Source organism: Mesorhizobium sp. M5C.F.Cr.IN.023.01.1.1, assembly GCF_003997585.1.
Lineage (GTDB): Bacteria > Pseudomonadota > Alphaproteobacteria > Rhizobiales > Rhizobiaceae > Mesorhizobium > Mesorhizobium wenxiniae.
In genome coordinates this window covers 1-24,071 of record NZ_RZSU01000093.1, presented here as the reverse complement: position 1 = coordinate 24,071, position 24,071 = coordinate 1, and the positions used below count along the sequence as shown (strand labels likewise).

Sequence of the window (24,071 nt, the reverse complement as noted above, 5' to 3'; positions counted from 1 at the left end):
CCCATCAGCATGTCACGTTGGGCCGGGCTGTCGGCAAACAGCGGCGCGTGAATCTGATAAGCGCGGCCGCCGAGTCTGTCGGCCATCAGAGACGCGACGTGATTGACGTCGGTGTAATGCTTGCCCTGGACCAGGCCGGTCGCTGGAACAACCTCGACGTCGTAGCTGCGGCTCGGCTTGAGGCCAGCGACGACGGCACTCACCCCTTTGCCCCCGGTAATGGAAATCGTGTCGCCGTCCTTGATCGTCTCGAGCACCAGCCTGGCCGCGGCCTCGCCGACGCGCTGGAGCGCAGTCTGCGGATTGTCCGAAACGGAAGGGACGACGACGGCCCTTTGGAGTCCACCTATCGCGACCAGTCGCGCCTCGATGTCGACCAGTTGCTCGACCGGCGACTTGATCTTGATCTCGACAAGCCCGAGTTGATGACCGCGCTTGATCAGCCGGTTGACGGTCGCATGCGAGATGCCGAGCTCCTTGGCGATTTCAGCTTGCGTCTTGGCTTCTATGTAATGAAGCACAAGCGCCTGATACATCTGGCGGACGATCGTGATGTCGTCCCGCGAATTGGTTGGTGACATGATTGGATGCTCAACTCTCGCGCTGCTGCTCAGGATTTCCTGCGATGCAGGAAGTGGTCGATCGATACTGCCGCGAGCAGGATGCATCCCTTGATCATGTCCTGCCAATAGACGGAGACGTCGAGCAGGATCAGCGAACTTGTAACGACCGAGAGCAGGGCCATGCCCAGTATCGCGCCGAAGATGGTGCCCGAGCCGCCATTGAGCGATGCTCCGCCAATGACGGCCGCGGCGATGATGTTGAGCTCCATGCCAGCGCCGAAGGTCGGGGTCGCAGCGCCAAAGCGCGACATGTAGATGACGCCGGCAAAACCCGCGAGAGTGGAGCAGAGGACCGTCACCCAGAATTTGACCTGCTTGGTCTTGATGCCCGAAAATTGGGCCGCCTTCTCGTTGCTGCCGGTATAGAAGACCTTACGGAAGGCCGTGGCACGCCGAAGCAGGAAGTCGAAGATGGCCACGACGACGACAAAGATGGCGATGACATAAGGCACATTGCCGAAGCTGCCCTGGCCGATTGCCTTGAACCCGGGCGGCAGGCTGAACAGCGACAGCGGGGTTCCCTTGGTGATGACAAGGCAAAGACCGCGCACGATCACCATCGCCGCCAGCGATGTGATGAAGTGATTGAGCCCGATGACGGTCACGAAGAAGCCCATCGCCGCGCCGATCAGCGCGCTGGCGCCTATGCCGATGAGGCTCGCGGTCCACGGGTCCAGACCCATCAGGAAGAGAGCGCCTGACACGACCATGGAAAAGCAGACCACCGACCCGACGGACAGGTCGATGCCGCCGACAATTAGCAGTATCGTCATGCCGACCACGACGATACCTTCAATGGAGAAGCTCATCAGCATGGCCCGGAAATTTCCCCAAGTCAGGAAATGCGGCGAAGCGAATGTCATGGCGATGCACAGCGCCAGCATGATTGCGATCAGCCCCGCCTCTCGCATTGACCCAAGACGCAGCCAGTTGCGCCCGCCAAGCCCGGGGGCGCCCGCCTTGATTTCAGCGTCCATGAGGGTTCCTCCGGTCTGTCTAAGCGACATTCTGAACCTGCCTTGCAATTGATCGTTGCTGCCCGAGACCCGAAGCCAGCAGCATGATTGCCTCTTCGGTCAATTCGTCCGCCCCCAGTTCGCCGACGATGGCACCTTCGTGTATGACAAGCACCCGGTCGCTGAGCCCGATCAATTCCGGAAGCTCGGATGAAATCACGATGACGCCGACGCCCCGCTCGGCGAGATCGCGAAGCAGGCGATGAATTTCCACTTTGGCGCCGACATCGACCCCGCGTGTGGGCTCGTCCAGAATGACCACTTTGGGGCCGACCGAAAGAAGCCTGGCGATGGCGACCTTCTGCTGATTGCCACCGCTAAGCGTCGACACCTGTGCCTCGATGCCGCCCATGCGCACACCGTGGCGCTCGACCAGGTCGGTGGCTTGCTTTGCCTCGGCGCGGCGATCGAGCAGCCCAAGCGGTGTGGTCAGTTTCCGAAGGTCCAGCGCGGAGATATTAGATGCAACCGACAGGTCCAGGAACAGGCCCGACGCCTTGCGGTCCTCTGAGAGGTAGACCAGGCCTGCGCGCACGGCATCGCTATAGGTCCTGATGCTGACCGGCTCGCCATTGAGTTCGACCGATCCCGACACCTTCGGGCGCAAGCCGCAAACGGTCTGGACCATCTCGCTGCGGCCGGCGCCGATCAACCCGCCGATGCCAAGAATTTCGCCCGCACGAAGCGTGAAACTGACGCCGTCGGAACCCACTCGATAGGAGAGATTGGCGACCGACAGCACAGGGCGGTCGGTACGCCGTTCAGGCGAGAGCTTTTGCGGATAGAGCTGCGTGATTTCGCGCCCGACCATCTTGCGCACGACATCATTGGGAGTGACTGAAGCGATAGAATCGGTCGCGACATATCTGCCGTCACGAAACACCGTGACGCGGTCGCACAGGCTGAAGATCTCGGCCATGCGGTGACTGATGTAGACAATTGAAATTCCGCGCGCCTTGAGATCGCGGACGATTGCGAAAAGGCGCTGCGCCTCGGTTTCGGTCAGCGCGGCCGTCGGCTCGTCGAGCATCAGCACCCGGCATTCGAGCGTCAGCGCCTTGGCGATTTCTACAAGTTGCTGGTTGGAAATCGAAAGGTCGGCGACCGGCGTCTCGACCGGGATCGGCGCCAGCAGGTCCATTAACTTCTGCGCATCAGTGTAGAGCCGGCGAAAATTCATCAGGGGCGCGCGCCGATTGTTGATGGCCGGCATGAGGATATTCTCGGCGACCGTAGCGTCCTGGCAGAGCGCGATTTCCTGATGGACGAGGCCGATGCCAAGCCGCTGCGCGGCGGATGGCGATGCGATGGTCACGTCCTTGCCTTCGAGACGAATGGCGCCATCGTCGGGTTGCACAATGCCGGCGATGATATTCATCAGCGTGGACTTGCCCGCGCCATTCTCGCCGCACAGCGCGTGAATCTCGCCACGCTGCAGCGTGAAATCGACCCCGGTCAGCGCTTTGATGGCGCCGAAGGATTTCGATATGTCGCGGATTTCAAGAATGGCGGCGGCAGTCACTCCGTCCCCCCTGCAGCGTTGATGTTGACGGTTGGGTCGACGGGGCGCCAGTGCGCCCCGTTCCGGATCGAGCATCTTCGAAGAGCCCCGAAGAGATACCGGTGAGCTCTTATTCCTCGATGCCCTTGGTGCCGCGCCGCGTGAGGTAGGCATCCCAATAGAAATCGTCGGCATTTTCCGCAGTGACGATGGAAAAGCCGTTGTCTACGAAAGGCACGCCCATGCCGTTGAATCCCGAGCGCCGGGCGTCGTTCATCGGATCGATCAGCTCAGGATGCTTGGCCAGCCACAGCAGCATGAAGCCCATATAGCCCTGCATGCCCTGGTTCGGATTGACCGAGCCAAAGATTTCGCCGGCCTTGATCATATCGAGGATCTTGGCGTTGACGTCGGCCAGCATAACTCGGATCTTGCCGCCGCCCTCCTTCGCGGCCTGCGCCGCGCCGATTGCCGAGTTGGCTTCCGGCATGAACACTGCGCCCAGTTCAGGATGCGCCTGCGCAAGGCTGAGCACGGCCTGGTAGGCCTTCGTCGCATCCTGGTTCGACGCCGCGCGGCCGACGAGCTTCATGTCCGGCCATTTGGCTTCCATGCGGGCGATGAAGGCGGCGATGCGCTTGTCGTGATTGTCCTGTCCAGGGTTTTCGAGGACCGCGTACTCGCCCTTGCCGTCCATCGCCTTGGCGACGGCATCGGCGGCATAGGTGCCTTCGGCAACGTTGTCGGAGGTGATGTAGGACACTCGTTTGGAGTTGGGCGAATCTGCAGCGAATGTGACCACTGCCGTTCCCTGGTCTATCGCCCGATTGATTGGCTCGATGAATGGATCGGAGTTCATCGGATGCACCAGGATGCCAGCCGGCTTCTGAGCCAGTGCCTGGTCGAATGTCGCTATCTGCTTGTTCACGTCGTATTCTGGCGTTCCAGTGTATTCGGTCTCGCAACCGAACTGCTGTCCAGCCTGCTTGAACATCTCATAGACCGGGAACCAATATTCGACGCCGGAAACCATGACGTTCATGACGTATTTTTCACCCGGCTCGCATTTGAACGGGTTAGCGGCCTGGGCCGCGGCGTGGCTTGCCCCCAACACAGTGGTGGCTGCTGCCGAAATGGCGAGCATGCTCAAAAATTTGCGCAAGAGTCCTCCCTCGGCCGAAGCCTGGTCAATGGGCGGTCGGACACTTACGTGCCGCCGCTTGTGGTTGATGAGGCCGAACCTCCTCCCGAGGCCCAGCAGTCGATCATTCGCAGGAGTTGGCTCGAGTGTCAATAAAATTCACATGCAGAAATATATTTCACACCTCATCGCGACCGGCAGCTTCGCGCCAATTGCCGACCTTCCCCGGCGTATATTGATACCGACACCGAGTTCGCGCACTTCGGGTCTGTTCGATCACCGCGGCCTCGATGTCGAGTTCATGCAGAGCTGAAGCTGTCGTCAAGCCGCCAACCCCGGGCACCCACAATCAGAACTTTCATTGCTCCGTCTCTCATCAGTTGTCCGCGGCGGGCGTAGAGCATCCATTGCTGGCGTTGCCCAGATGACCGCCTTCGGAGGTTGATCCACGCACCTGACTAGGATAACATGACAATCGTAGTGTAGTTTTAGCCGCGGCCGCAGCAAGGCTGGCCCTTCAGGCGCGGCGCCATCAAAACCTTTGAAATTCAGCACGGAGCGCCTACGCGGCGTCTGTGTGACATGGCGTCCGCAACGAATGATCGACAAGAGTCAGATTGCAGCAGACCAGGCAACGTTTCGAGCCTTTGCAAACAGCTATCTGCGTGAGTTGAATTCCGGGAACCCCGTGTTCCACCGCATTGGAGAACGGAACTTCGATTGCGTGGAGATTTCCCTGCCATCGCGGCATATAGTCCTGCGTATCGAAATCAAATCCATCGCTTTGCGGAATGCACCTCTTTGGACAGATCTGGATGCGTCAGGATGCCGGTCCAAATTGGCACGAGATAGAGCCGATCCTGGCCGTGCATCTGCTTGTGCTGGGAGCCAGAGAAGCCGGATCGGCAACGTACCGACAGGCCGATGTGGAGCTTCTTGAGCGGATTCTTCAGAGCTGTCAGGCGACAAAACGTTACCTCGACGCCGCCGATCGGGCGCCGCCACTGGTCGGCTTTATAGCCGCGGAGCAATCCCTGTATTTCGGACATCCGCTGCATTCGACGCCCAAGAGCCTGCAAGGCGTGTCGAACTGGCAGCAGGATGTTTATGCCCCCGACTTCATCTGCCACCTGCATGAGATCGCGCTGTGCCTGAGCGAGCAGTATGAGCTGCCGGACAACCGCCTGTGGCGTATCCTGGGGGAAGAGACCGGAAAGGCTTTTGACGCGCTTAAACCTCGCATGCTCTCCGACGAATTGTGGCGGCAGGAACGCACGGCCTTTCTCGAAAAACCATGGCCGACGCGTTCGGTGTTGCGGATGCATCTGGAGCGGTACCGCGACTATCGGGTCGAACACGAGCTGCCCAATCCGCTGGCGGAAGCCGAATGATAATCACCACCGCGGCCCTTCGCGGTTTCGGGCCTGTCTTCATTCTCCTCTTCGGTCTGCAATTCGTTTCCATGGGCGCGATGGAAATGAGCGGTCCCTTCTGGCCGATCCATATCAAGGCGTTGAGCGCGTCCGACAGCGTCTTCGGCCTGGCGGGCATCGGCGTCTATGTCTGCCCGATGCTCGGCATGTCGCTGACCAGCGCTTTCTGGGGACGCATGGGTGATCGCTACGGCAATCGGCTGATGATGGTGCGGGCGCTCGCTGGCCTGGCCGTCACGCAGTTGCTTGTTGCCTTTGCCCAGGACGTCTGGATGATCCTGGTTCTGCGCTTTCTGCAGGGAGCCTGCGCCGGATACATCGCTCCCGCGCAGGCCTACGGTGTGCAGATCACGGGCGGGAAGGATCGCGCTCGGCTCTTTGCCTGGCTTCAGGTTGCCACCAATGTCGGTTCGCTTGGCGGGGCTTTCCTGGGTGGGCTCATTCTTGATTCTTTCCCTTTTGCCGCCATCAATCTGACTGCCGGGGCGATTTGCGCCCTGTGCGCCGCCGTCGCCTGGCTGAGCCTGCCGGTACCGCGGGTCACGGCTTTTACCGCCAAGCCGGCCGCAGCGGTGACCGCAGTGCAGAAGATATCAACGGATGCTCCGGTCACGACGCTTCTTCTTCTGATGGGGATGCTACTTGCGAGCCGCATGGTGCTGCAGGTCCCGTTTCCCCTTTACATGACCCAGGTTTTTGACGCTCAGCACTGGATTACCGGCCTGAGTTACGGGCTGCTGGCATTCGGCTTTGTCGTGGCCGCACCCTTGTGGGCGCGGCTCTTCGAGGATCAAACGCCATCCTATGTGCTGGGCTGGAGCGTGCTGATTTCGGCTGCATGCCTTGTCGTCACACATCTGGCAGGGACCGTCGGTTCCGTTGTCAGTTTCGCCCTGCTTTATTTTGTCTGGGGCGCGCTCCTTGGGGGGACGACTCCGGTCCTCCTCTCACTCATCTCGGCGGCGGTGCCGAACGACCGGCAGGGATCGGTTCTGGGCATCGCGCAGGCCTGTCAGCAAGGGGCCTCTGTCGGCGGCATCATTGCCGGCGTGTTGGCCACGCAACATTTTGGGTTGGCAGCCACGTTCCCGCTCGTTTCAAGTCTCTACGGCTTATCATTCCTGATCGCACTTGGCATATGGCTCAAAGTGCGACGACCGACCGAAGTAGAAAGCCCATCATGATCAAGCATCGACTGTTGCTACTGCATGCCATTGGTATGGCCCTTGTGCTGGTTGCAACCGCCTGGATACCGGCAGTTGCCGGAGAAGAGGCGGCCACACGGGTGCAGACGCCGCTCACAGTGACCGATGTTGCCGGACGCGAGGTCACGGTGAATGTACCCGCCAGGCGCCTGCTCTTGGGCGAAGGCAGGCAACTCTATCTCGTCGCCTCGCTGGCGCCCGAAGATCCGCTGGCTCATATCGTCGCCTGGCGCGACGATCTCATCGACGCCGATCCGGCGACTTATGCGCAATATCTCAAAGTCTTCCCCGAACTTGCGAAGCTGCCCGTCTTCAAAGGCCAGGAAGACAGTTTGATCGATATCGAGTCGGCCATCACCCCGAAGCCCGATGTCGTTCTGCTCAATGTCGAGGCCATGCGAGCCGACGAGGACGCAAAATACGTCGAGAAGCTTGCCGCACTGGACATTCCGGTGCTCTACGTCGATTTCCGACACCGCCCGCTGGAAAACACCGAGCCGACCATTCGCCTGCTCGGCAAGATCATGGGGCGAGAGCAACGTGCCGAAGAAATCATTGCCTTCCGCCAGGCGATGGCCCGGGTCACCGATGTCATTGCCGAAAACAAACCGGAACCTCCCAGGGTGTTTATCGAACGTATTGGTGGTTATTCGGAGGAATGCTGCCTCTCTTTCGGTCGAGAGAATTTCGGCAAATATGTCGAGCTTGCCGGCGGCCAAAATATCGGCAGCGACTTCCTCCCCTCGACATTCGGCCAACTCAACCCCGAACAGGTGATCGTCACCGATCCTGAGCATGTGGTCGTGACCAGCGCCGACTGGGAAGCCTATGTACCCGGCGGTCGCTGGATCCCGCTTGGTCCCGGCGCCGACCTCAAGGTGGCATTCAAGAAGCTCGAATGGTTCACCACACGCGACGCCTATACAAGCATCGCCGCGCAGAAGACGCGGAACTTCCATGGCATCTTGGCACCAGTTCTATAACAGCCCCTACGAGTTCGTTGCCGTCTAGCAATTGGCGAAGTGGTTCCACCCCGAGCTGTTTGCCGATCTCGACCCCGATGCGACTTTTGCCGAATATCATCGCCGCTTCCTGCCCATCGGCTATCAGCCGGGCTTTGCGGTGAGCCTGTCCCGACAGCCGGTCATGACGAATATGCGCAGCGAAGCGGCGCCCCTGTCGGGCGTGGCGCCTACAATGCGCTGAGCATCAGGCGACAGATCGTTCTCCTCGCGCTGGCGGCCGGGCTTTGCGCTGCTTTTGTCGCCGACATTGCGACCGGTCCGGCCAGCTACGGCATCGGAGACGTGGTGCGCACGCTAGTCGCGCCGGCCAAGGCAAATGCGCAGATCGTGTTATTGTCTGGTCGATCCGCATGCCCGCCGCCCTGATGGCGATCGTGATCGGGATGGCGCTGGCGATTAGCGGCGCGCAGATGCAGACCATATTGAACAACCCGCTGGCGAGCCCCTTCACGCTCGGTATTTCAGCCAGGGCGAGCTTCGGAGCCGCCCTGGCGCTCGCCTGCGGTGTCGCGCTCATTCCCGTGGCGGGCGACTATATCGTCGCGGCCAATGCCTTTGCGGTTGCCACGGCGACGGCCTTCCTCATTCATCTCGCCAGCATCAGACGCGGTGCGTCGATCCAGACGATCGTGCTGTTGGGCATCGCCCTAAGTGCGCTGACCGGGGCGCTGATCGTGTCGCTGAGCTCAGTCCTGGCCAAGATTGCCGTGCCCGGCGCCGTCCTGCCGATTGGCATCGTTACCGCGGCGATCGGCCTGCCGGCCTTCCTCTATCTGATCCTGAAGAGCGGAAGAGAGATATGGTAGTACTCAGCACCGACCGGCTCGGCGCCCGGTTCGGATCGCGCCAGGTGCTGCGCGATGTTACGCTCCCGCCCTGCCATGGCGGCGAGGTGGTGGCCGTCATCGGCCCCAATGCCGCTGGCAAGTCCACCCTGTCCGCCGCATTGCCGCCATCCTGCCGGGCCCGGGCAAACGCCGGCTTGAGGGCGTGCGCGATCCGATCGTGCTATCGCCTATATGCCCCAGGACCAGACGGGTAGCGCCGTGCTGACTGTGTTCGAATCCGTTCTTCTGGCGCGCAAGCAGGTCAGTGGTTGGCGCTTGCAGACTGACGATCTCGTGGAAGTGAACCGGACACTCACAGCACTCGACATCGGCGAGCTTGCCAATGACATCCTTTCCGAGCTGAGCGGCGCCAGCTCGTCGGCCTGGCCCAATGTCTCGTGCGCGAACCGCAGGTGCTGCTTCTCGACGAGCCAACGAGCGCGCTTATGACATGCATCGCCAGCTTGAGGCCATGCGCCGGGTCCGCGGCCTCGCCCAAGAGAGCGGCATGCTCGTGCTGATCGCGCTGCATGATCTCAATCTGGCGCTGAAATTCGCAGACAAGGTCCCATCCTTTCCGATGGAACGCTGCACGACTTCGTGTTCTCACGCCGGACAACCTCGCCGCCACCTTCCGCATCAAGGCGCGCGTCGAACCCTGCTCGCAGGGCGCACTTCATCTGATCGTCGACGACGCGGTTTGACAGCCAGCGCATCGCGCGAGGCTGCAATACCCATCCGGCGGCTGTCGGAAATCTGGTTTGATGCCGGACACTCTGCACGAGCGCCCGGCGTCTGCCGGCGTGCGTTAGAAATCCGTCGTCATCGACAGCTTCACGGTCATCGGCGCGCCTTGCGCAAGGGTGCCGAAGCTCGCAACACCGGCCCAATAGTCGCTGTCGAAGACATTCTCGACCGACGCCCGGAACGTGACGGGCTTGTCGTTGATCTCGGTGAGATAGCGGGCACCCAAGTCAAGCCGGGTCCAGGAAGGAATCTCCTGGGTGTTTGCCGTATCGACATTTTGCTTGCCCGTGTGGATGACGTTGGCCGCCAGTGTCAATCCTTCCAGGAAGGGCGTGTCCCATTCGGCCCCCAGATTGACCTGGACCGACGGCACCCCGATCGGAGTGTTACCGAGGGTTGCCGCACTGTTCCTTTTCGTCAGCTTTCCATGAAGCAGTGTCACGCCACCGAGCAGCCGCAGATCCGGCGTCACTTCGCCGAACACGTTGAACTCGAGGCCGCGATTGCGCTGCTCGCCGCCTTCCACGAAGACGAGATCGCTGCCGCGGCTTTCAAGCTGCCCGAAGGGCTTTTCGATCTGGAAGGCGCTGACCGTCACTGCTATGCGGCCGAAATCGATCTTGGTGCCGACTTCGATCTGTCTGGACCTGTAAGGCGCCAGCGTTTCACCCGCATTAATTGCCGTCCCCGGTGCTGTATCACCAATGCTCAGCCCTTCGACATAGTTGGCGTAAAGCGACACGTTCTCCCATGGCTTGACGACAAGCCCCACCAGCGGCGTGAACGCACCTTGATCGGAGGATGAGGTGACGGCGCCCGAGGTCGCGTGGAAATTTTCCGATTCGATATGTTGCCACCGCCCTCCCAGGATCAGTTGCACACGCTCGTCGAACATGGACAGGGTGTCCGCGAGCGCAAATCCGTATAATTCGCTCTCGGATACCGTCGGCACCGACGTCGGCGCCGGCACGTCCTCCGCGAGGCGGGGAACCGGATCATAGATGTTGGTAAACTGCGTCGCCCCCGAATTGAAGCCGCGGTCAAGGGACTGCTGGAAATGGTTCGCCTGGAGTGTAAACAAATGGGCGACAGCGCCCGTGTCGAACCGGGCGCGCAGGCCCGCCTCCGCTGTGATCCGGTCGACGTCGAAGACAAAGTTTTGTGGCGTGATGCTGACATCGCCAGCCGTGTTGAGAAGGATCGGCGTTCCAAAGAGACGCTCGACGCGTGAATTGCCCCCGCCGGCCGCGGCAAAGAGCGTCACCTGATCGGTGAGATCATATTCGACGCGTCCCAGCGCCGACAGATCTTCGAGCTTCGACCACTCCCAAGGCTGCTGCACGTTGAGGCGGCTATCAGGCGCTTCCGGTATGGCGAAACCGGACAGTGGGAAGAAGGGGCGTTGCGGCGCCTCGAAATCTTCCCGCTGGCCGATGACGTCGAGCGTCGCCCGGAGCCGCTCGCCTTGATAGTCCAGCGCCAGGGATCCGACCGACACCTCGCGCGTCTGGTCGTCGATCGGCGTGTCACCGCCGTGATAGCTGCCGTTGAAGCGAACCCCGAACTGGCGCTCCGTGCCGAAGCGCCGGCTCACATCGACATGCGCGCCGCCCTGCAGGTCTGACGCATAGTCGGTCGTAACGCGCGTCAGATCGACCTCGCCGGCGCGCTTGGGCACGACATTGATGATGCCGCCGACGCTGCTGTTCGGCGCGATGCCGTAAAGCAGCGCAGCGGGTCCCTTGAGCACTTCGATGCGCTCGGCATAGTCGGTGAACAGACGATAGGCCGGGGCGACCCCGAACACACCGTCGAAGGCGACCTCGCCCAAATTGCCTTCATTGATCGGAAAGCCGCGGATATAGAAGGAATCCACGATGCCGCCGGAGGAATGGGTGTTCCTGACGGAAGGATCGTTAAGCATCACGTCGGCCGCTGTGCGCGCGCCCTGATCTTCGATCGTCTTTGCCGTATAGGTGGTGATGTTGAACGGCGTATCCATGACGTCGCGGTTGCCGAGCAGCCCGAGGCGGCCGCCCTTGGCCACCTGCCCCCCAGGATATTCCTGCGGCAGATCGCCGATCGTCGCGGTTGCGGGCGCACTGTCCGACGCCTCTACGACGATAGGCTGCAGCCGCGTCGCTTCCTGCGCAGCGGCATCCTGTCCCGCTGCCGCAACCAATGCAGCGAACAGCCCAATACGTTTCCTCATACAAGCCCCCTTCTCCGGCATCAACCAACAACGATTTGCCTTGCCCTGGAAGGAGCTGGGTGAGGATGGTCAGGAGGTGCTGCTAGATAACATGACTGTTGCTGTCAACATTGAGCATGTGCGAACGACCTTGCCGGGTGAGTTCGAGCAGCTCTTATTCTGATTCTGAGCCTTACATGTCGCAATAGCCCATCCATTCTGATCCATCTGCGAACACCGCAACGCCAGGACCGACTTGGGCCATTTCATGAGCATGCTCCGTGTCGAAAACGACGCCTCATCGCGCCAGGCCAGCTGCTGGAGATTTTCGCGGAAGGCGAACCGGACGAGATGCGATTCGATGACCTGCTTGGTCTCGTTTAATGCGCCGGTGTCGGCCGCTTCCACCATTATGGCCAGCTCTTCGAGACCGGCATTCATGGTAGCCGTGCCACAGGAAAACCGGCACTGCCCATGCCCTTCGCCATAAGCGACCTCCACCTTGTGCGCGAAATGTTTGCATAGCTGCTGGATATATTTGTCCGCATTCGGTGTTTCGCAGCGTGGTTGATGTCGGCATGGAGCCCTCATAATATGACATTTACACTCCACTTATCGTAAGCTATCCCTCCAGACAAAGGTCGGCCTCATGAGCGGTCGCCCGCAAGAATGCCTGTAGCGACAGCCCTCTATTGCCATGCTCCTGCCAGTCCAGACCTTCGAACAGAAAAAGCGTTCCAATGCTGCTTAGATTTTTCTCCTACTACCGCCCCTGGAAGGGTCTGTTCATCCTGGATTTCTGCTGTGCGGTTCTGTCTGGCATGCTGGAGCTCGGGTTCCCGATGGCGGTCAAGCTGTTCGTCGACGAACTGCTGCCGACTCAGCAGTGGCTGTTGATACTTGCTGCGTCGGCCGGCCTGCTTGCCATCTATGTGTTGAACACCGGGCTGATGGCGGTCGTGGTTTACTGGGGTCATATGCTCGGTATCAATATCGAGACCGAGATGCGCCGGAAGAGCTTCGATCACCTGCAGAAGCTCTCGTTCCGCTTCTATGACAACCACAAGACCGGTCACCTCATCGCCCGCGTCACCAAGGACTTGGAGGAAATCGGCGAGGTTGCGCATCATGGCCCGGAAGACCTGTTCATCGCGATCATGACTTTCCTCGGCGCTTTCGCGCTGATGTTCCTGGTCAATCCGCAGCTTGCACTGATTACGGCGGCAATTGTGCCGCTCGTCGCCTGGGTGACAAGCCGCTATGGCGCGCGCATGACGCGCAACTGGCAGGCGCTTTACGGGCGGGTCGGCGATTTCAACGTTCGCATCGAGGAGAATGTCGGCGGCATGCGGGTGGTGCAGGCTTTCGCCAATGAAGATCACGAGCGCAATCTGTTCGCGCGTGACAACGCCAGCTACCGCAAGACCAAGCTCGATGCTTATCGCATCATGGCCGCCAGCACGTCGCTGAGCTACATGAGCATGCGGTTGATCCAACTGGTGGTAATGATTGCCGGAAGCTACCTCGTGCTGCGTGGCGAACTTTCCAGTGGCGGCTTCGTTGGTTTCCTGCTCCTGGTCAATGTCTTCTTCCGGCCGATCGACAAGATCAATTCGGTGATCGAAACCTATCCGAAAGGCATCGCTGGATTCCGCCGCTATGCGGCTCTCCTCGACACTGAGCCGGACATCGCGGATCGGCCTGGTGCTGTTGACGCACCGACGCTCCAAGGCGACATAAGCTACCGGGATGTCACCTTCGGCTATAGCGGCGGACGGGCGGTCTTGAAGAATATCAATCTCGACATAGCAGCCGGACAAACCATCGCCTTCGTCGGGCCGTCCGGCGCCGGGAAGACGACGCTGTGCTCGCTGTTGCCGCGTTTTTACGACGTCGACAACGGCGCCATCATGATCGACGGCTTGGATATCCGCGACATGAGGCTGGCCTCACTGCGCGGCCAGATCGGTATCGTGCAGCAGGACGTGTTCCTGTTTGGCGGAACGATCCGCGAGAACATCGCCTATGGCCGGCTGGACGCGGTCGAGAGCGAGATCGTCGAGGCCGCGCGCCGCGCGCGCCTCCACGAACTCATCGCTTCACTGCCGGAAGGCCTCGATACGATCATTGGCGAGCGTGGCGTAAAGCTTTCGGGCGGTCAGAAACAGCGCCTGGCAATCGCGCGTATGTTCCTGAAGAACCCGACAATCCTCATCCTGGACGAGGCGACGTCGGCACTCGACACGCAGACCGAGCGGGAGATCCAGCAGTCGCTGGCAGAACTTGCGCAGGGCCGAACGACACTGGTGATCGCGCACCGGCTGGCGACGATCCGCAATGCCGATCGCATCGTGGTGGTCGCCGATACCGGCATCGTCGAACAAGGCCCGCATGATGAACTGGTGGCGCGTGGCGGCGCTTACTCACGACTGGGGGCGGCTCACGACTGACGACGCAGCCCTCAAAGCTAAAGCCAAGGGGAGCGTGCACAGGCCCCCAGGCCCGCTCCAGCCCACGGTTCGAGATCGGCAAAGATCTTTCTCCGGTGGCCGTGAGGTGATTCCAAGCGGCGGGCGCGCCTGCCGCTTGGAGGTCTAATCTCGATCGTGCCGGCCGAACGCTGGTATCAGCGGCCCCAGATCCCCTGGCCATAACCGGGCCCACGAATATCGAAGATCGAATTTCCTCCCGAGGTCGGTGGGCTGTCGGCCGTGTTGACACTCGCTGTGCCGCTCAGGTCGACCGCGTAGCCGTTGTCGGACACCATCGAATGGTGACCGGTGTTCGGATAACCGGAGCCATGGCTGTAGTCGGAGCCATAGTGGTCGCTGCCGGCAAAAGCCATGCCGGAGGCAAACAGGAAGGTGGCAGTGGCAAGAACGATCTTAAGCATTTCAATTCTCCATCTTTGAGGGTTAGCATTTGGCCTCAACGCGCCGTGCCCCGCACCGCATCAATGAGCCGTTTTTCATGCCCTTTGGGCAAACCGACCAACCTCTATCCTTCTGGACTTGCGGCGGCAGGTTGTTCAGCGCACGGTCGTCTTGTTACGTTCGTGCGCTGTTCGGAGGGCTGCTTGATAGCAGCCGAGATCATCATCATTCGGCGGCGTCAACGCGGCCTGTATGAATGGCGGCTGTTCCCGATCAGCCGTCGCGTGGTGACGTCTGCCCCTTGTCGATCATGGCGTTGTAAGAGCCGGCGAGCCCCTTCATGGGCCGGATGGTTTTGGTCAACAAGGCTCGCGCGGAGCCGGTCGGGGAAATCGTACGAGGTAACTGGCCTATGCATTTTGAACCTCAGATTTCCCAGCAAAACGCGTCGACACCTCGACAAGACTAGATGGTCGTGCAGGGCACTGGATATTTGTGTCTCGTCCGTTGAATCTGCCGCATCTGCGGTTCTTATTGTCATACACCCCGTTCGTTTCAGGCGTTTTTCTGTAGTGCGGTGGGAGTGTTTCGTTTGTTTCAGCTGCACGCGCGACGGGATGACAGGCGGCATTGTGACTGGTTATGGTCAGAGTCGTTTGCTCGAGCCGTGGTATCGGCCGTGCAACCTGGGCCATTCGTGTTTCGGCCGTTTTCCGGAGTTGGTAGAGTTTCGTTTTCACGTCAGCGCTGGCGAAGATGCCCACGCGCCGAAACAGTTGAAACAAATTACGCAGCGTCTGAATGTGTGCTGAAACAAAGAGGGTCTAGTATCCGCCCTCGGGAGATCGCGCGAATAAAGGGAACGACCATGCGGCCTGATAATCCGGTGCCATCCACACACACAGGCTATGCCCTTTTTGATGCCAACAATGTCCTGGTTGGCAGCAATCCGCAGATATTTGGAAGCCAGCGGCTCGATCGCGGCGAGATGCAGCCAATGGACGCCATTGCCGCAGTCGCCGAAGCCCTCTCATATCTAAAAAGTTTCGACGGCCGCCCCATCGAGCCAGGCAGCGCGTTTGCTGAAAGCGCTGCGGCACGATGGACGCAAATCGACAAGGGTCCAGTCGAAGCTGAGACTTTGGATGGGCAATGGAAGTTGCTCACGGCACATCCTCGGCCGGGTGGTGGCGTGGCCCTGGTAAGCGTCGACATTACCGACATGAAGCGAGCGCAGATCGCGCACCGGGAAAACGCGGAGATATTCCGCTGCATCACGGACAGTCACCCGCTGCCCGTTTGGGTGGTGGACGCGGGGAGCGGGCAAATCCTCTACGAAAGCCTCGATGCGTCGAACCTGCTTGGCCGAAAATGGACCCCGAACGAGCCGCAATTCCTGACGGATCATTTCGTCATTACTGGCGACTTCAATGAAATCAGCTCTCTAGCCAGCAATAGCGACATCGTGCGGGATCACGAAATCCAGCTTAGAAACACAAGCGGATCGACGGTCTGGTGCTCGACCAACTGCCGTCGCGGCGTTTATGACGGGCGCCCCTCGCTCATCATCGGCGTATTGGACATCACGGAACGCAAGCAACGCGAGGATCTGTTCGGTTTCCTGATCAAGCATCATCCGCTGCCGGTATGGATGACCGACGCAAGTTCGGGGGAACTCATTTACCAGAGCAATGCCGCCGAACGGCTGCTTGGATGGAGCAAGAAGGCGCAACGCGAGACGGTGCGGCTCGGCGACTACTTTGTCGACCCCGAGAAACACCGGGAAATCAATCGGGAGCTCATGCAAAAGGGCGTTGTCGAAAATTGCGAGGTGCTTCTTAAACGACCCGACGGCCAAGAGTTCTGGGCCACGGGCAATCTCAGGATCGTCGAGTTCCAAGGCCGGCGAGTGGTTCTCGCCGGCATCGCCGATGTGACCAAGCAGAAGAAGCGTGACGGCGAAGTTGCTGCGGCGCGGGAGATGCTCGCAGACGCCGTCGAATCACTCTCCGAGGGATTCGCACTGTACGACGAAGATCACCGCCTGGTCATGTGCAACAGCCTTTACCGCGAGCTGAACCATCCGGTGCGGGATCTCGTAGAACCGGGCGTGGAATGGAACGAGCTCCTTCGCGAATCCGCCAAGCGCGGCGTGTACCGCAACGCGGTTGGGCGCGAGGACGAGTGGCTCGACGAGCGGATTCAAGGCCGGATCGAGTTCCACTCCCATTTCGAGGTCCCCCTCTCCGACGGCAAATGGCACTCGGTATCGATACATCCCACCGATCTTGGCGGCTTCGTCGTAACGCGCGCTGACATCAGCGGGCGCAAGAAGGCCGAGGCTGCTGAGCGCGACGCCACGGCTCTGCTGCAAAAGGTGCTCGATGCCTGCCCTTCGCCGATACACATGACCACGTTCGAGGGAGAAACGCTCTACCGCAATCCTGCTACCAGAGATCTCTACGCCGATCGCCCTCGAATAACCGACCACTATGTCGATCCAGACTATAGCGCAATATTGGAGCGCACCCTGATCGAAAAGGGCAGGATCGATGATTTTCGGGTCCAGCAGTACGACACAGAGAACAAGGCTTTCTGGGCTTCGGTTTCCGCTCGCCTGATCGACTTCCAGGGAAGGCAGGTGATCGTGTCGAACACGACGAATATCACCGACATGATCGCCGCCCAGCAAGAAACGCGCAAGGCAAACGAGCGGCTGATCGACGCGATCGAATCTCTCGCCGAAGGGTTTGCCCTCTACGACAAGAACGATTGCCTGGTGCTGGCCAACAGCAGGTACCGCCAGATGCATGCGATAAGCGCCGATGTGCTCGTTCCCGGGGTGAACTGGTTCGAGTTCCTCCGCGTGACCGCAGAGCGCAATCAGTTTCCGGTTCCACGGGACAAGATCGACGACTGGCTTGCCGAGCGGGCAAGGGACCGCCGCGAGTTCCGGCAACAGGAATTCCGTCATACGGACGGCGGTTGGTTTTTAGTCTCGAACTGTCCAACCCGCGAAGGCGGGTTCGTGGTCACCCGTGTCGACATTACAGAGCGCAAGCGGGCCGAGGAGGCCGCTAAGGAAGCGGATGAAATGGTCCGTAAAGTCCTCGAAGCCTGCCCCGTCAACATCCAGATGACCCGCGCGCATGACGGGAAGCTGCTCTACCGCAGTCCCGCCACCGTTGAGCTGCTCGGCAACGTGACCAGCGCCATCGACTACTATGTCGATCCTTCAGAGCGGATGCGATACGTTGAGCGGCTGCTCGCGACGGGGTTGGTCGACGATTTCGAAACCCAGCTCAAACGCAAGGACGGTAGGATCTGCTGGTGCTCGATTTCGTCTCGACTGATCGATTACCACGGTGAGAAGGTGATCGTTTCCCACGCCTACGATCTCACCGACCGTATCGAAATGCAGCAGGAATTGGAGCGCCAGCGCGAGACGCTGCACCAGAATGAAAAAATGTCGGCGCTCGGCGGATTACTGGCGGGGGTGGCGCATGAGCTCAATAATCCGCTCTCGGTGGTGCTTGGCCTGTCATCGCTGTTGAAGGAGACCGCAACCGACGCCAAGGTCGTGGAACGTGCCGACAAGATGAGTAAGGCAGCCGAACGCTGCGCCAGGATCGTCAAGACTTTCCTGGCTATGGCCAGACAGCAGCCGACGCGGACCTCAAACGTTGCGATCGATGACATTATTTCCGAAGCGGTGGAAGTGGCGAGCTATTCGATTCGATCGTCGGATATCGGGCTTTCAGTTCATCTTGAACCTGGTCTTCCCCCGATCTGGGCTGATCCCGATCAGCTTGGCCAGGTGCTGATCAATTTGCTTGTCAATGCAGAACAGGCGCTGCACGGCTGGGAAGGGCGACGGACAATCACGGTTTCAACGCGGCTTCATCCCAAAACCGGCAGCATAGTCGTCCGCGTTGCCGACACCGGTCCGGGAATTCCCAAAGAGATACTTCCCCGCATTTTCGAGCCGTTCTTCACGACCAAAGAGATTGGGGCAGGGACTGGGATCGGGCTGTCCTTCTGTCATCGGATCGTTCAATCCCATGGAGGAACCATCGAGGTCGAATCCCCCGAGGGGGGTGGCTCGACCTTCATACTTTCGCTGCCTGCTTCGGACCGTATCGAGGAACGAGCCGAAACGGCCGAAGATGAGCTCCCGAATTCAACTGGTATTGCTTGTCTAGTGGTGGACGACGAAGAGGAAGTGGGTGAGCTGGTTGCTGAGGTGCTCAGGCGAGATGGTTTCAAGGTCACCATTGCCAGATCCGGCGAAGAAGCGCTGCTGCACCTCCAGAACCGCACTTTCGCGCTGATCCTGAGCGATCTGAAAATGCCGAACATGGATGGACGGGGATTGTTCAACCAGATTGCCAAGCTTCATCCGGCCGAGCTCGACAGGTTAGCCTTCCTGACGGGGGACACGATCAGCCCGGACGCGCAGATGTTCCTGCGCGCCGCGAAACGGCCCTATCTTGAGAAACCGATCAAACCTAACGAGCTCCGTTCATTTGTCTCGAATCTGGTCAACAACAATACTTGACAGATCAGTGGATTTGCACGTCACTTCAGGGGCAGCTTATCCATTAGGCTAGTTGCTCGGTGGTCGATTTTGACGACGCACGCACACGTAGTTGTCTGCGATGACGAACCGGATATCCGCGACACGGTGGCGGAATATCTGGAGCATCATGGCTATGCCGTGACGACGGCCAACGCGGGGCCTGCCCTGCGCGAACTTATTAATAGCCAGAACGTCGATGTGGTCATACTGGATATCCGAATGCCAGGCGAGGACGGCCTCTCCCTGGCGCGCTATCTACGAGAGCACTCAGACGTTGCCATTATCATGCTGACCGGATCGGCGGAAATCGTCGACCGCGTCGTCGGATTGGAGATTGGCGCCGACGACTATGTCGCGAAGCCCGTGGACCTGCGGGAGCTGCTGGCACGGGTGAAGGCCGTGCTGCGCAGGACGTCGGCGAGCGAACGAGCTGCGGAGAAAGCGAGTACTCCGGACCCTCACCAGGTCCAGTTCGGCAAATGCCGCTTCGACCCGGACGAACATAAATTATACAACGCCGAGGGGGTCGAAATAGCGATCACCGCGATGGAGTTCCGGCTTCTGAAAGTATTCAGCGAACATCGCGGACGAGTGCTCAACCGCGATCAACTGCTCGAACTCGCCCATGACCGCGGATGGGATCCCTTCGATCGTAGTATCGACATTCGCGTTTCGCGCCTGCGGAAGAAAATCGAGGTCGATCCCTCCAAGCCGGAGGTGATCAGGACGATCCGCGGCATGGGTTACCTCTACTCTTGAGCGCGCCACATGGTGAACCAGCGCCTCATCCCTTGCGGTTGAGGTTTTGCGACTTTGTGGTCCCAGGCGGATAGCCCCGCTCGAACTACTGAGTTTCGGGAACCCAGCTGCGTTGCCCTGGGCTTCCACTATCACGTGTGGGCGCTGAGAGGCTGGCGTGCAGGCCAAGCCGGCCTTCTCGACACCTGTATTGCGTGCCGCAGCCGCCGGGTTGCGAGGCTGCGACACCTTTCCTGCGCCGACAACGACGCCGGCACCTGAGCGCGTGTCAGAGCCGTTTGATGCCGAGAAAGTCCGGCGCTCCCACCCACGCGTCCTTGAAGCGCGCATCCATCTCTTCGGCGTCCGCTGTCCTGCCGGTCCTGCGGAAAACCTCGCGCAGGCCCCACAACGCCCAGGCGTTGTTCGGCGTCTGCTCCAGGACGTGCTCGAAGGCTGCGGCGGCCGCCTCGTGCTCGCCCATGGCGATGTAGACCGCGCCGAGGGTCTGTCGGACCGGATAATACCAGTAGGCCGGTTCCATATAGGCAAGGCCGTCCTCGATCGCGACCGCCGCCTCAAGCTTGTTGCGCGCTTCCCGCAGGTTGCCCTGGTGCTGGGCAATGCGGGCCTCCACGATCAGCGCGCTCAATTCCAGCAAATCCGGCGCCGGAAGTCCTCCCGCCGTCTCCGTGGAAAAATCGGTCGCGGCGGCGAGCTTGCGGATTGCGGCGGTCTCGGCGCGCGCCGCCTCGCTCGCACCCTTTGCGGCGAAGGCGATGCCCCGCGCATATCGCCAGGTTGCCTCGACATAAGGCAGGGCGTTTGCCGGCAGCGGCAGCGCGAGTATGACCTCGGGATCGCTGTACTGGGCGTGCGCGAAATAGGGAGCCGCCTTGATCGGCTGCAGCCCGGCCACCTTTCTGGCCATGGTGTCGGAGACCAGCGTTTCGAGCTTTTTGGCCGCCTCGGCGATTGCCTCGACGTCGCCCGCCATCTGTGCGGAGGTCATCAGGAAATGCAGGTTGTGCGGATAATAGCCGTCCGTATAGACGCCGGGCGTGCTCTCCGGCGCTATGCCGACGCGCTCGAAATAGGCCTCGTCCGCTGCCACCGCCTCGCGGTTGATCTCCAGACTGTCGATCCACCGGCCGACCTGATGATAGATGTGCGCTGGCATGTGCACGATGTGTCCGGCGCCGGGCATGAGGGCGGCAAGCCGGTCGGCATGGGCTTCGGCCCTTTCCGGCGTCGTGGACGCTTCGACAGCATGGATATAGAGATGGATCGCGCCGGCATGATCCGGATTGCGCGCCAGCACCCGCTCCAACGAAGCCACAAGCTTGACCGTGTCCGGCTTTGGCGTTGCTCCGCCATCAAGCCAGTAGTCCCAGGGCGTCAGGTTCATAAGCGCGTCAGCGTATAGCGTGGCGATTTCGTCGTCCTGCGGATGGCGGTCTGCCAGTTCCGCCATCGCCGCGGCATAGGCCTGGTTCAGGGCGCCCTGGTCGGCAGAAGTATCGGCGCTGTAGCGCTTGGAGAGCGCGGCGATGAGGTCCTTTTCCCGGCTGGTGGCAAGGTGCGCTAGCTTGCGCGCCTGCGCGACGGCTTCGGCGGCGTTCGCGGCCGCCTCCTGGCCCATGCCGGCATTGATGTTGGGGCCGAGCACGTAAGCCTCGCCCCAGAAACACATGGCGCAGGTCGGGTCCAGCTTCTGCGCGGCCCTGAAAGCGCGCTGCGCTTCGGCGTGGTTGAATGCCCACGCCCAGCGTAGGCCCTGGTCGAAATAGGCCTGCGCCAGCGGGTTGGCGGTGGTGACAGGATAGGAATGGCTGCCGAGGTTTTCGAACAGCGGGACGCTTGTCGAATCCTCTCCAACCACCGCCGCCTTGGCCTGGCGGTGCGGAAGGCCCGAATCATGGGCATTGGCCGCGGGCACCGCCAAAAGGGCAGCCACGCTCGCACAGGCCAGCAGCGGGAGTTTAAATGAAAGCTTCATGGTTTCAGCCCGCCTTGTCTTCTTGGCCGCGCTTCAAGCCGCGGACCACCAAACCAATCTCTGACCGGCTAATCCCGATGTCCCTCAGGAAGGCATCGTCCATTGCCGCAAGGGTCCGTTCCGCCATACGGTGAACCCGGTAGTCCCGGAAAGAGCGGTAAGCTGCTCGCATTATCGACATTGCAACACTCCATGATTAGCGCCGCGGGATGCAGCGTTGCCATTGCATTTAAACCATCCCTGTTTCAGGCGTTTTTCCGCGCCGAACGCGAAGTGTTTCGTTTGTTTCAGCGCCGGGGAGCGCTTCCCGCGTTGTGCGAATTCCGAGCTGCCAGAGTCGCGGGAAACCGCCTTCTTTCCTGGGGCTGATTGGTGAACCGGCGTCCGCGATCAGCCACGCTGGCTCGCGCTCAGATGGCAGCACCGGGACACCGGTCCAATCGCCGGTTGTCTGCCGCTCGCTCATGTTAGAGTAGCCATGACATTAGACGTAATCGATCGTCTGTGGTCAGGCCCGACGAGGGGCCCCTCTTGGTCGGGCCGATATGCCGCTGTCAAATCTTCGATCGCCAGGGCTGACGTCGGCACGCTGCCGTACCCGGAGATGAATATGATCGGCATGTCTGCCCGCCCGACAGCCGTCGTTCGTTCGTTGCTGCTCAAGCTAAATAACGGGTCATGGCCTGCCGTTGGGCGCAAGGGCCCTAGCGTTCGGGTTTTCGCCGTACACGCCGTCAGCGAACCCTGTAGAACGGATTCGGCAGCAGGAACAGCTTCTCGGCATGCCCCCCGAACAGGTCCGATGGCTGGTCACCGACATTGGCAATGATCGTGTAGCCGGCCTTTTCGATTTCGGCTCTTATGGGTGCCTTGAAATCTGCGGCGGACCCATATTTGGCTCCAGGCTGGACCATGTAAAGTTGCTCATAGCCGGCATAGCCCGCCGATTGCAGGTTCTGTTCGGTCGCCCGACGCTGGTCCTCCGGACGTCCGGTGATGAAGAATACTGCGACTTTCGCCGTTCGCGCCTGCCGGAAGACCTCCAGCACAGGGTCGATGGCCGGATCCTTCGCGAGCTGGTCCCAGGCGGCCCAGCCACAGGGACCGTCGATTGCGATGTCGCAGGCGCCGCCGATCGGGCGGCCGAAGTTGTCACGTGTGATCACTTCCCAGTTGGCCAAAGCCGTCTCGTCGATATCGAGCACCAGTGCGGGGCGAGGCACCTCCGTTGCGCGCTTGACGACCCAATCGCCTGCCTGCTTCGCCACTGCGGCAAGGTCGCGATCATAGTCGCCGGAATCATGATAATTGGCGGCCGCCAGCATCGCGTCGCCGACATTGGCTGGCTGGGACGGGCTTGTGAGAAAGAGCGAGCCCTCGGCACGCGCCGACACAGGCACATTTGTGCCAGTCATCAGCACGATTGCTCCAACGGCCGCACCACGCGCAATTCTATTCCAACTAATCGTCTGCATCATGAGACCTTGCGGTCGCGACAAGTCCTCTGTCAAGCGAGGCAAGGTACAGGTCCTCGAAACTGCGGCGCTGATTTAGAGGATTCCAAAACAGACGCCGAATGTTTCTATGAGTTGCTGCAAGGTGCAGGATTTCCGCCATTGCTGCACAAATTAGCGCTTGCACAAACCGACGCACGTCCGGAATGCGCCAACTGTCGACGCTCAGCGCTGAGACAATGGACTTCCTATTTTGGGCCGTCTTCTGCCTGTCCGATTTCGAGCACAGCAAATGGCTATGCTGACGTTGGGACGAACGATCGTCGATCTCGGCAAGTGCCCAATAGCGGTCTTTCGGGGTGCTTGAGGTGAACGCCAAGGACGCGATCGTCCGAATGGCGAGGGTTCGCAGCTTTGGCGCGTTGCCGTTCAACGGGCACCGCGGTGGAACGCGCGGTGTCGTAGTCTGTACCTGCACAACACCTAGCAGTTCGCTTCAGTCTGCGGATCGCACGCCTTGGGTTCTTGCTTCTTTGGCTTGGGCTTGGCCGCCTGTTCGGGCTCGGCCTGCTGCTGCTCGGCGGCGGGCTGCTCCTTGGCCTTCGGCTTCTCAGGCTTGGCCGCCTGCTCGGGCTCGGCCTGCTGCTGCTCGGCGGCAGGCTGCTCCTTGGTCTTCCGCTTCTCAGGCTTGGCCGCCTGTTCCGGCTCGGCCTGCTGCT

The 24,071-nt window shown here is 60.5% G+C and carries 14 protein-coding genes and 6 pseudogenes; 9 read left to right on the top strand and 11 right to left on the bottom strand.

What is annotated here, in order from left to right:
* From EOA78_RS27515 to EOA78_RS27500, 4 genes are all read right to left on the bottom strand, one after another.
* Window positions 1-581 (bottom strand): sugar-binding domain-containing protein (locus tag EOA78_RS27515; RefSeq protein WP_127317994.1); only part of this gene is annotated, 581 nt, incomplete at its 3' end.
* A gap of 29 nt (window positions 582-610) precedes the next feature.
* Complete coding sequence (locus EOA78_RS27510) at window positions 611-1,600, bottom strand: ABC transporter permease (protein ID WP_127317992.1); 990 nt, start codon at window positions 1,598-1,600, stop codon at window positions 611-613.
* 19 nt (window positions 1,601-1,619) lie between these two features.
* Window positions 1,620-3,161: a sugar ABC transporter ATP-binding protein gene (locus tag EOA78_RS27505; RefSeq protein WP_127317990.1), complete on the bottom strand. Its 1,542-nt coding sequence runs from the start codon at window positions 3,159-3,161 to the stop codon at window positions 1,620-1,622.
* Window positions 3,162-3,270: 109 nt separating this feature from the next.
* On the bottom strand, window positions 3,271-4,302 hold the full coding sequence (locus EOA78_RS27500; protein ID WP_127317988.1) for a substrate-binding domain-containing protein: 1,032 nt from the start codon (window positions 4,300-4,302) through the stop codon (window positions 3,271-3,273).
* Between the two features lie 770 nt (window positions 4,303-5,072).
* On the opposite strand from EOA78_RS27500, the pseudogene EOA78_RS37345 reads away from it, so the two are divergent.
* The 6 genes and pseudogenes from EOA78_RS37345 to EOA78_RS27475 form a co-directional block, all read left to right on the top strand.
* Window positions 5,073-5,390 (top strand): annotated as a pseudogene (locus EOA78_RS37345) (IucA/IucC family protein); the annotation flags it as partial.
* Window positions 5,391-5,399: 9 nt separating this feature from the next.
* Window positions 5,400-5,672 (top strand): annotated as a pseudogene (locus EOA78_RS37340) (ferric iron reductase); the annotation flags it as partial.
* The gene (locus tag EOA78_RS27490; protein ID WP_127317984.1) at window positions 5,669-6,898 is read left to right on the top strand and encodes an MFS transporter; all 1,230 of its coding nucleotides are present in this window, start codon (window positions 5,669-5,671) and stop codon (window positions 6,896-6,898) included. The pseudogene EOA78_RS37340 and the gene EOA78_RS27490, both read left to right, overlap by 4 nt.
* A pseudogene (locus EOA78_RS27485) lies at window positions 6,895-8,050 on the top strand (ABC transporter substrate-binding protein); the annotation flags it as partial. The gene EOA78_RS27490 and the pseudogene EOA78_RS27485, both read left to right, overlap by 4 nt.
* Before the next feature lie 77 nt (window positions 8,051-8,127).
* Window positions 8,128-8,750, top strand: a pseudogene (locus EOA78_RS27480) (iron chelate uptake ABC transporter family permease subunit).
* Window positions 8,744-9,475, top strand: a pseudogene (locus tag EOA78_RS27475) (ABC transporter ATP-binding protein). Before EOA78_RS27480 ends, EOA78_RS27475 begins: the two co-directional pseudogenes overlap by 7 nt.
* A gap of 104 nt (window positions 9,476-9,579) precedes the next feature.
* Here the strand turns inward: EOA78_RS27475 and EOA78_RS27470 are convergent.
* Together EOA78_RS27470 and EOA78_RS37335 are read right to left on the bottom strand one after the other, a co-directional pair.
* Window positions 9,580-11,730, bottom strand: a complete 2,151-nt coding sequence (locus tag EOA78_RS27470; RefSeq protein ID WP_127317982.1) for a TonB-dependent siderophore receptor — start codon at window positions 11,728-11,730, stop codon at window positions 9,580-9,582.
* 69 nt (window positions 11,731-11,799) lie between these two features.
* Window positions 11,800-12,300 (bottom strand): DUF2218 domain-containing protein, encoded by a 501-nt coding sequence (locus tag EOA78_RS37335; protein WP_245477772.1) that lies wholly within the window; start codon window positions 12,298-12,300, stop codon window positions 11,800-11,802.
* Between the two features lie 149 nt (window positions 12,301-12,449).
* Here EOA78_RS37335 and EOA78_RS27460 point away from each other — a divergent pair, with 149 nt between their 5' ends.
* Window positions 12,450-14,159, top strand: a complete 1,710-nt coding sequence (locus EOA78_RS27460) for an ABC transporter ATP-binding protein (RefSeq protein ID WP_127317980.1) — start codon at window positions 12,450-12,452, stop codon at window positions 14,157-14,159.
* A 176-nt stretch (window positions 14,160-14,335) separates the two neighbouring features.
* Here the strand turns inward: EOA78_RS27460 and EOA78_RS27455 are convergent, their stop codons facing one another.
* Window positions 14,336-14,602, bottom strand: coding sequence for a hypothetical protein (locus EOA78_RS27455; protein WP_127317978.1), 267 nt, complete (start codon window positions 14,600-14,602; stop codon window positions 14,336-14,338).
* 848 nt (window positions 14,603-15,450) lie between these two features.
* Here EOA78_RS27455 and EOA78_RS27445 point away from each other — a divergent pair.
* Window positions 15,451-19,140, top strand: coding sequence for a PAS-domain containing protein (locus tag EOA78_RS27445; protein ID WP_127317976.1), 3,690 nt, complete (start codon window positions 15,451-15,453; stop codon window positions 19,138-19,140).
* Window positions 19,141-19,209: 69 nt separating this feature from the next.
* Window positions 19,210-19,920 (top strand): response regulator transcription factor, encoded by a 711-nt coding sequence (locus tag EOA78_RS27440; protein ID WP_127317974.1) that lies wholly within the window; start codon window positions 19,210-19,212, stop codon window positions 19,918-19,920.
* A gap of 268 nt (window positions 19,921-20,188) precedes the next feature.
* Here the strand turns inward: EOA78_RS27440 and EOA78_RS27435 are convergent, their stop codons facing one another.
* From EOA78_RS27435 to EOA78_RS36240, 4 genes and pseudogenes are all read right to left on the bottom strand, one after another.
* Entirely contained in the window at window positions 20,189-21,898 is a 1,710-nt protein-coding gene (locus tag EOA78_RS27435; protein ID WP_127317972.1) for a tetratricopeptide repeat protein, read from the bottom strand.
* Between the two features lie 4 nt (window positions 21,899-21,902).
* Window positions 21,903-22,070 (bottom strand): DUF1127 domain-containing protein, encoded by a 168-nt coding sequence (locus tag EOA78_RS27430; protein ID WP_280951078.1) that lies wholly within the window; start codon window positions 22,068-22,070, stop codon window positions 21,903-21,905.
* Window positions 22,071-22,632: 562 nt separating this feature from the next.
* The gene (locus tag EOA78_RS27425) at window positions 22,633-23,313 is read right to left on the bottom strand and encodes an HAD family acid phosphatase (protein WP_127317970.1); all 681 of its coding nucleotides are present in this window, start codon (window positions 23,311-23,313) and stop codon (window positions 22,633-22,635) included.
* A 522-nt stretch (window positions 23,314-23,835) separates the two neighbouring features.
* Window positions 23,836-24,071: pseudogene (locus EOA78_RS36240) on the bottom strand (hypothetical protein); the annotation flags it as partial.

Bases quoted from the DNA above. Each gene is read 5' to 3' on its own strand.
- EOA78_RS27510 (WP_127317992.1), bottom strand. From the start codon at position 1,600: ATGGACGCTGAAATCAAGGCGGGCGCCCCCGGGCTTGGCGGGCGCAAC.
- EOA78_RS27490 (WP_127317984.1), top strand. From the start codon at position 5,669: ATGATAATCACCACCGCGGCCCTTCGCGGTTTCGGGCCTGTCTTCATT.
- EOA78_RS27470 (WP_127317982.1), bottom strand. From the start codon at position 11,730: ATGAGGAAACGTATTGGGCTGTTCGCTGCATTGGTTGCGGCAGCGGGA.
- EOA78_RS37335 (WP_245477772.1), bottom strand. From the start codon at position 12,300: ATGAGGGCTCCATGCCGACATCAACCACGCTGCGAAACACCGAATGCG.
- EOA78_RS27460 (WP_127317980.1), top strand. From the start codon at position 12,450: ATGCTGCTTAGATTTTTCTCCTACTACCGCCCCTGGAAGGGTCTGTTC.
- EOA78_RS27455 (WP_127317978.1), bottom strand. From the start codon at position 14,602: ATGCTTAAGATCGTTCTTGCCACTGCCACCTTCCTGTTTGCCTCCGGC.
- EOA78_RS27445 (WP_127317976.1), top strand. From the start codon at position 15,451: ATGCGGCCTGATAATCCGGTGCCATCCACACACACAGGCTATGCCCTT.
- EOA78_RS27435 (WP_127317972.1), bottom strand. From the start codon at position 21,898: ATGAAGCTTTCATTTAAACTCCCGCTGCTGGCCTGTGCGAGCGTGGCT.
- EOA78_RS27430 (WP_280951078.1), bottom strand. From the start codon at position 22,070: ATGCGAGCAGCTTACCGCTCTTTCCGGGACTACCGGGTTCACCGTATG.
- EOA78_RS27425 (WP_127317970.1), bottom strand. From the start codon at position 23,313: ATGACTGGCACAAATGTGCCTGTGTCGGCGCGTGCCGAGGGCTCGCTC.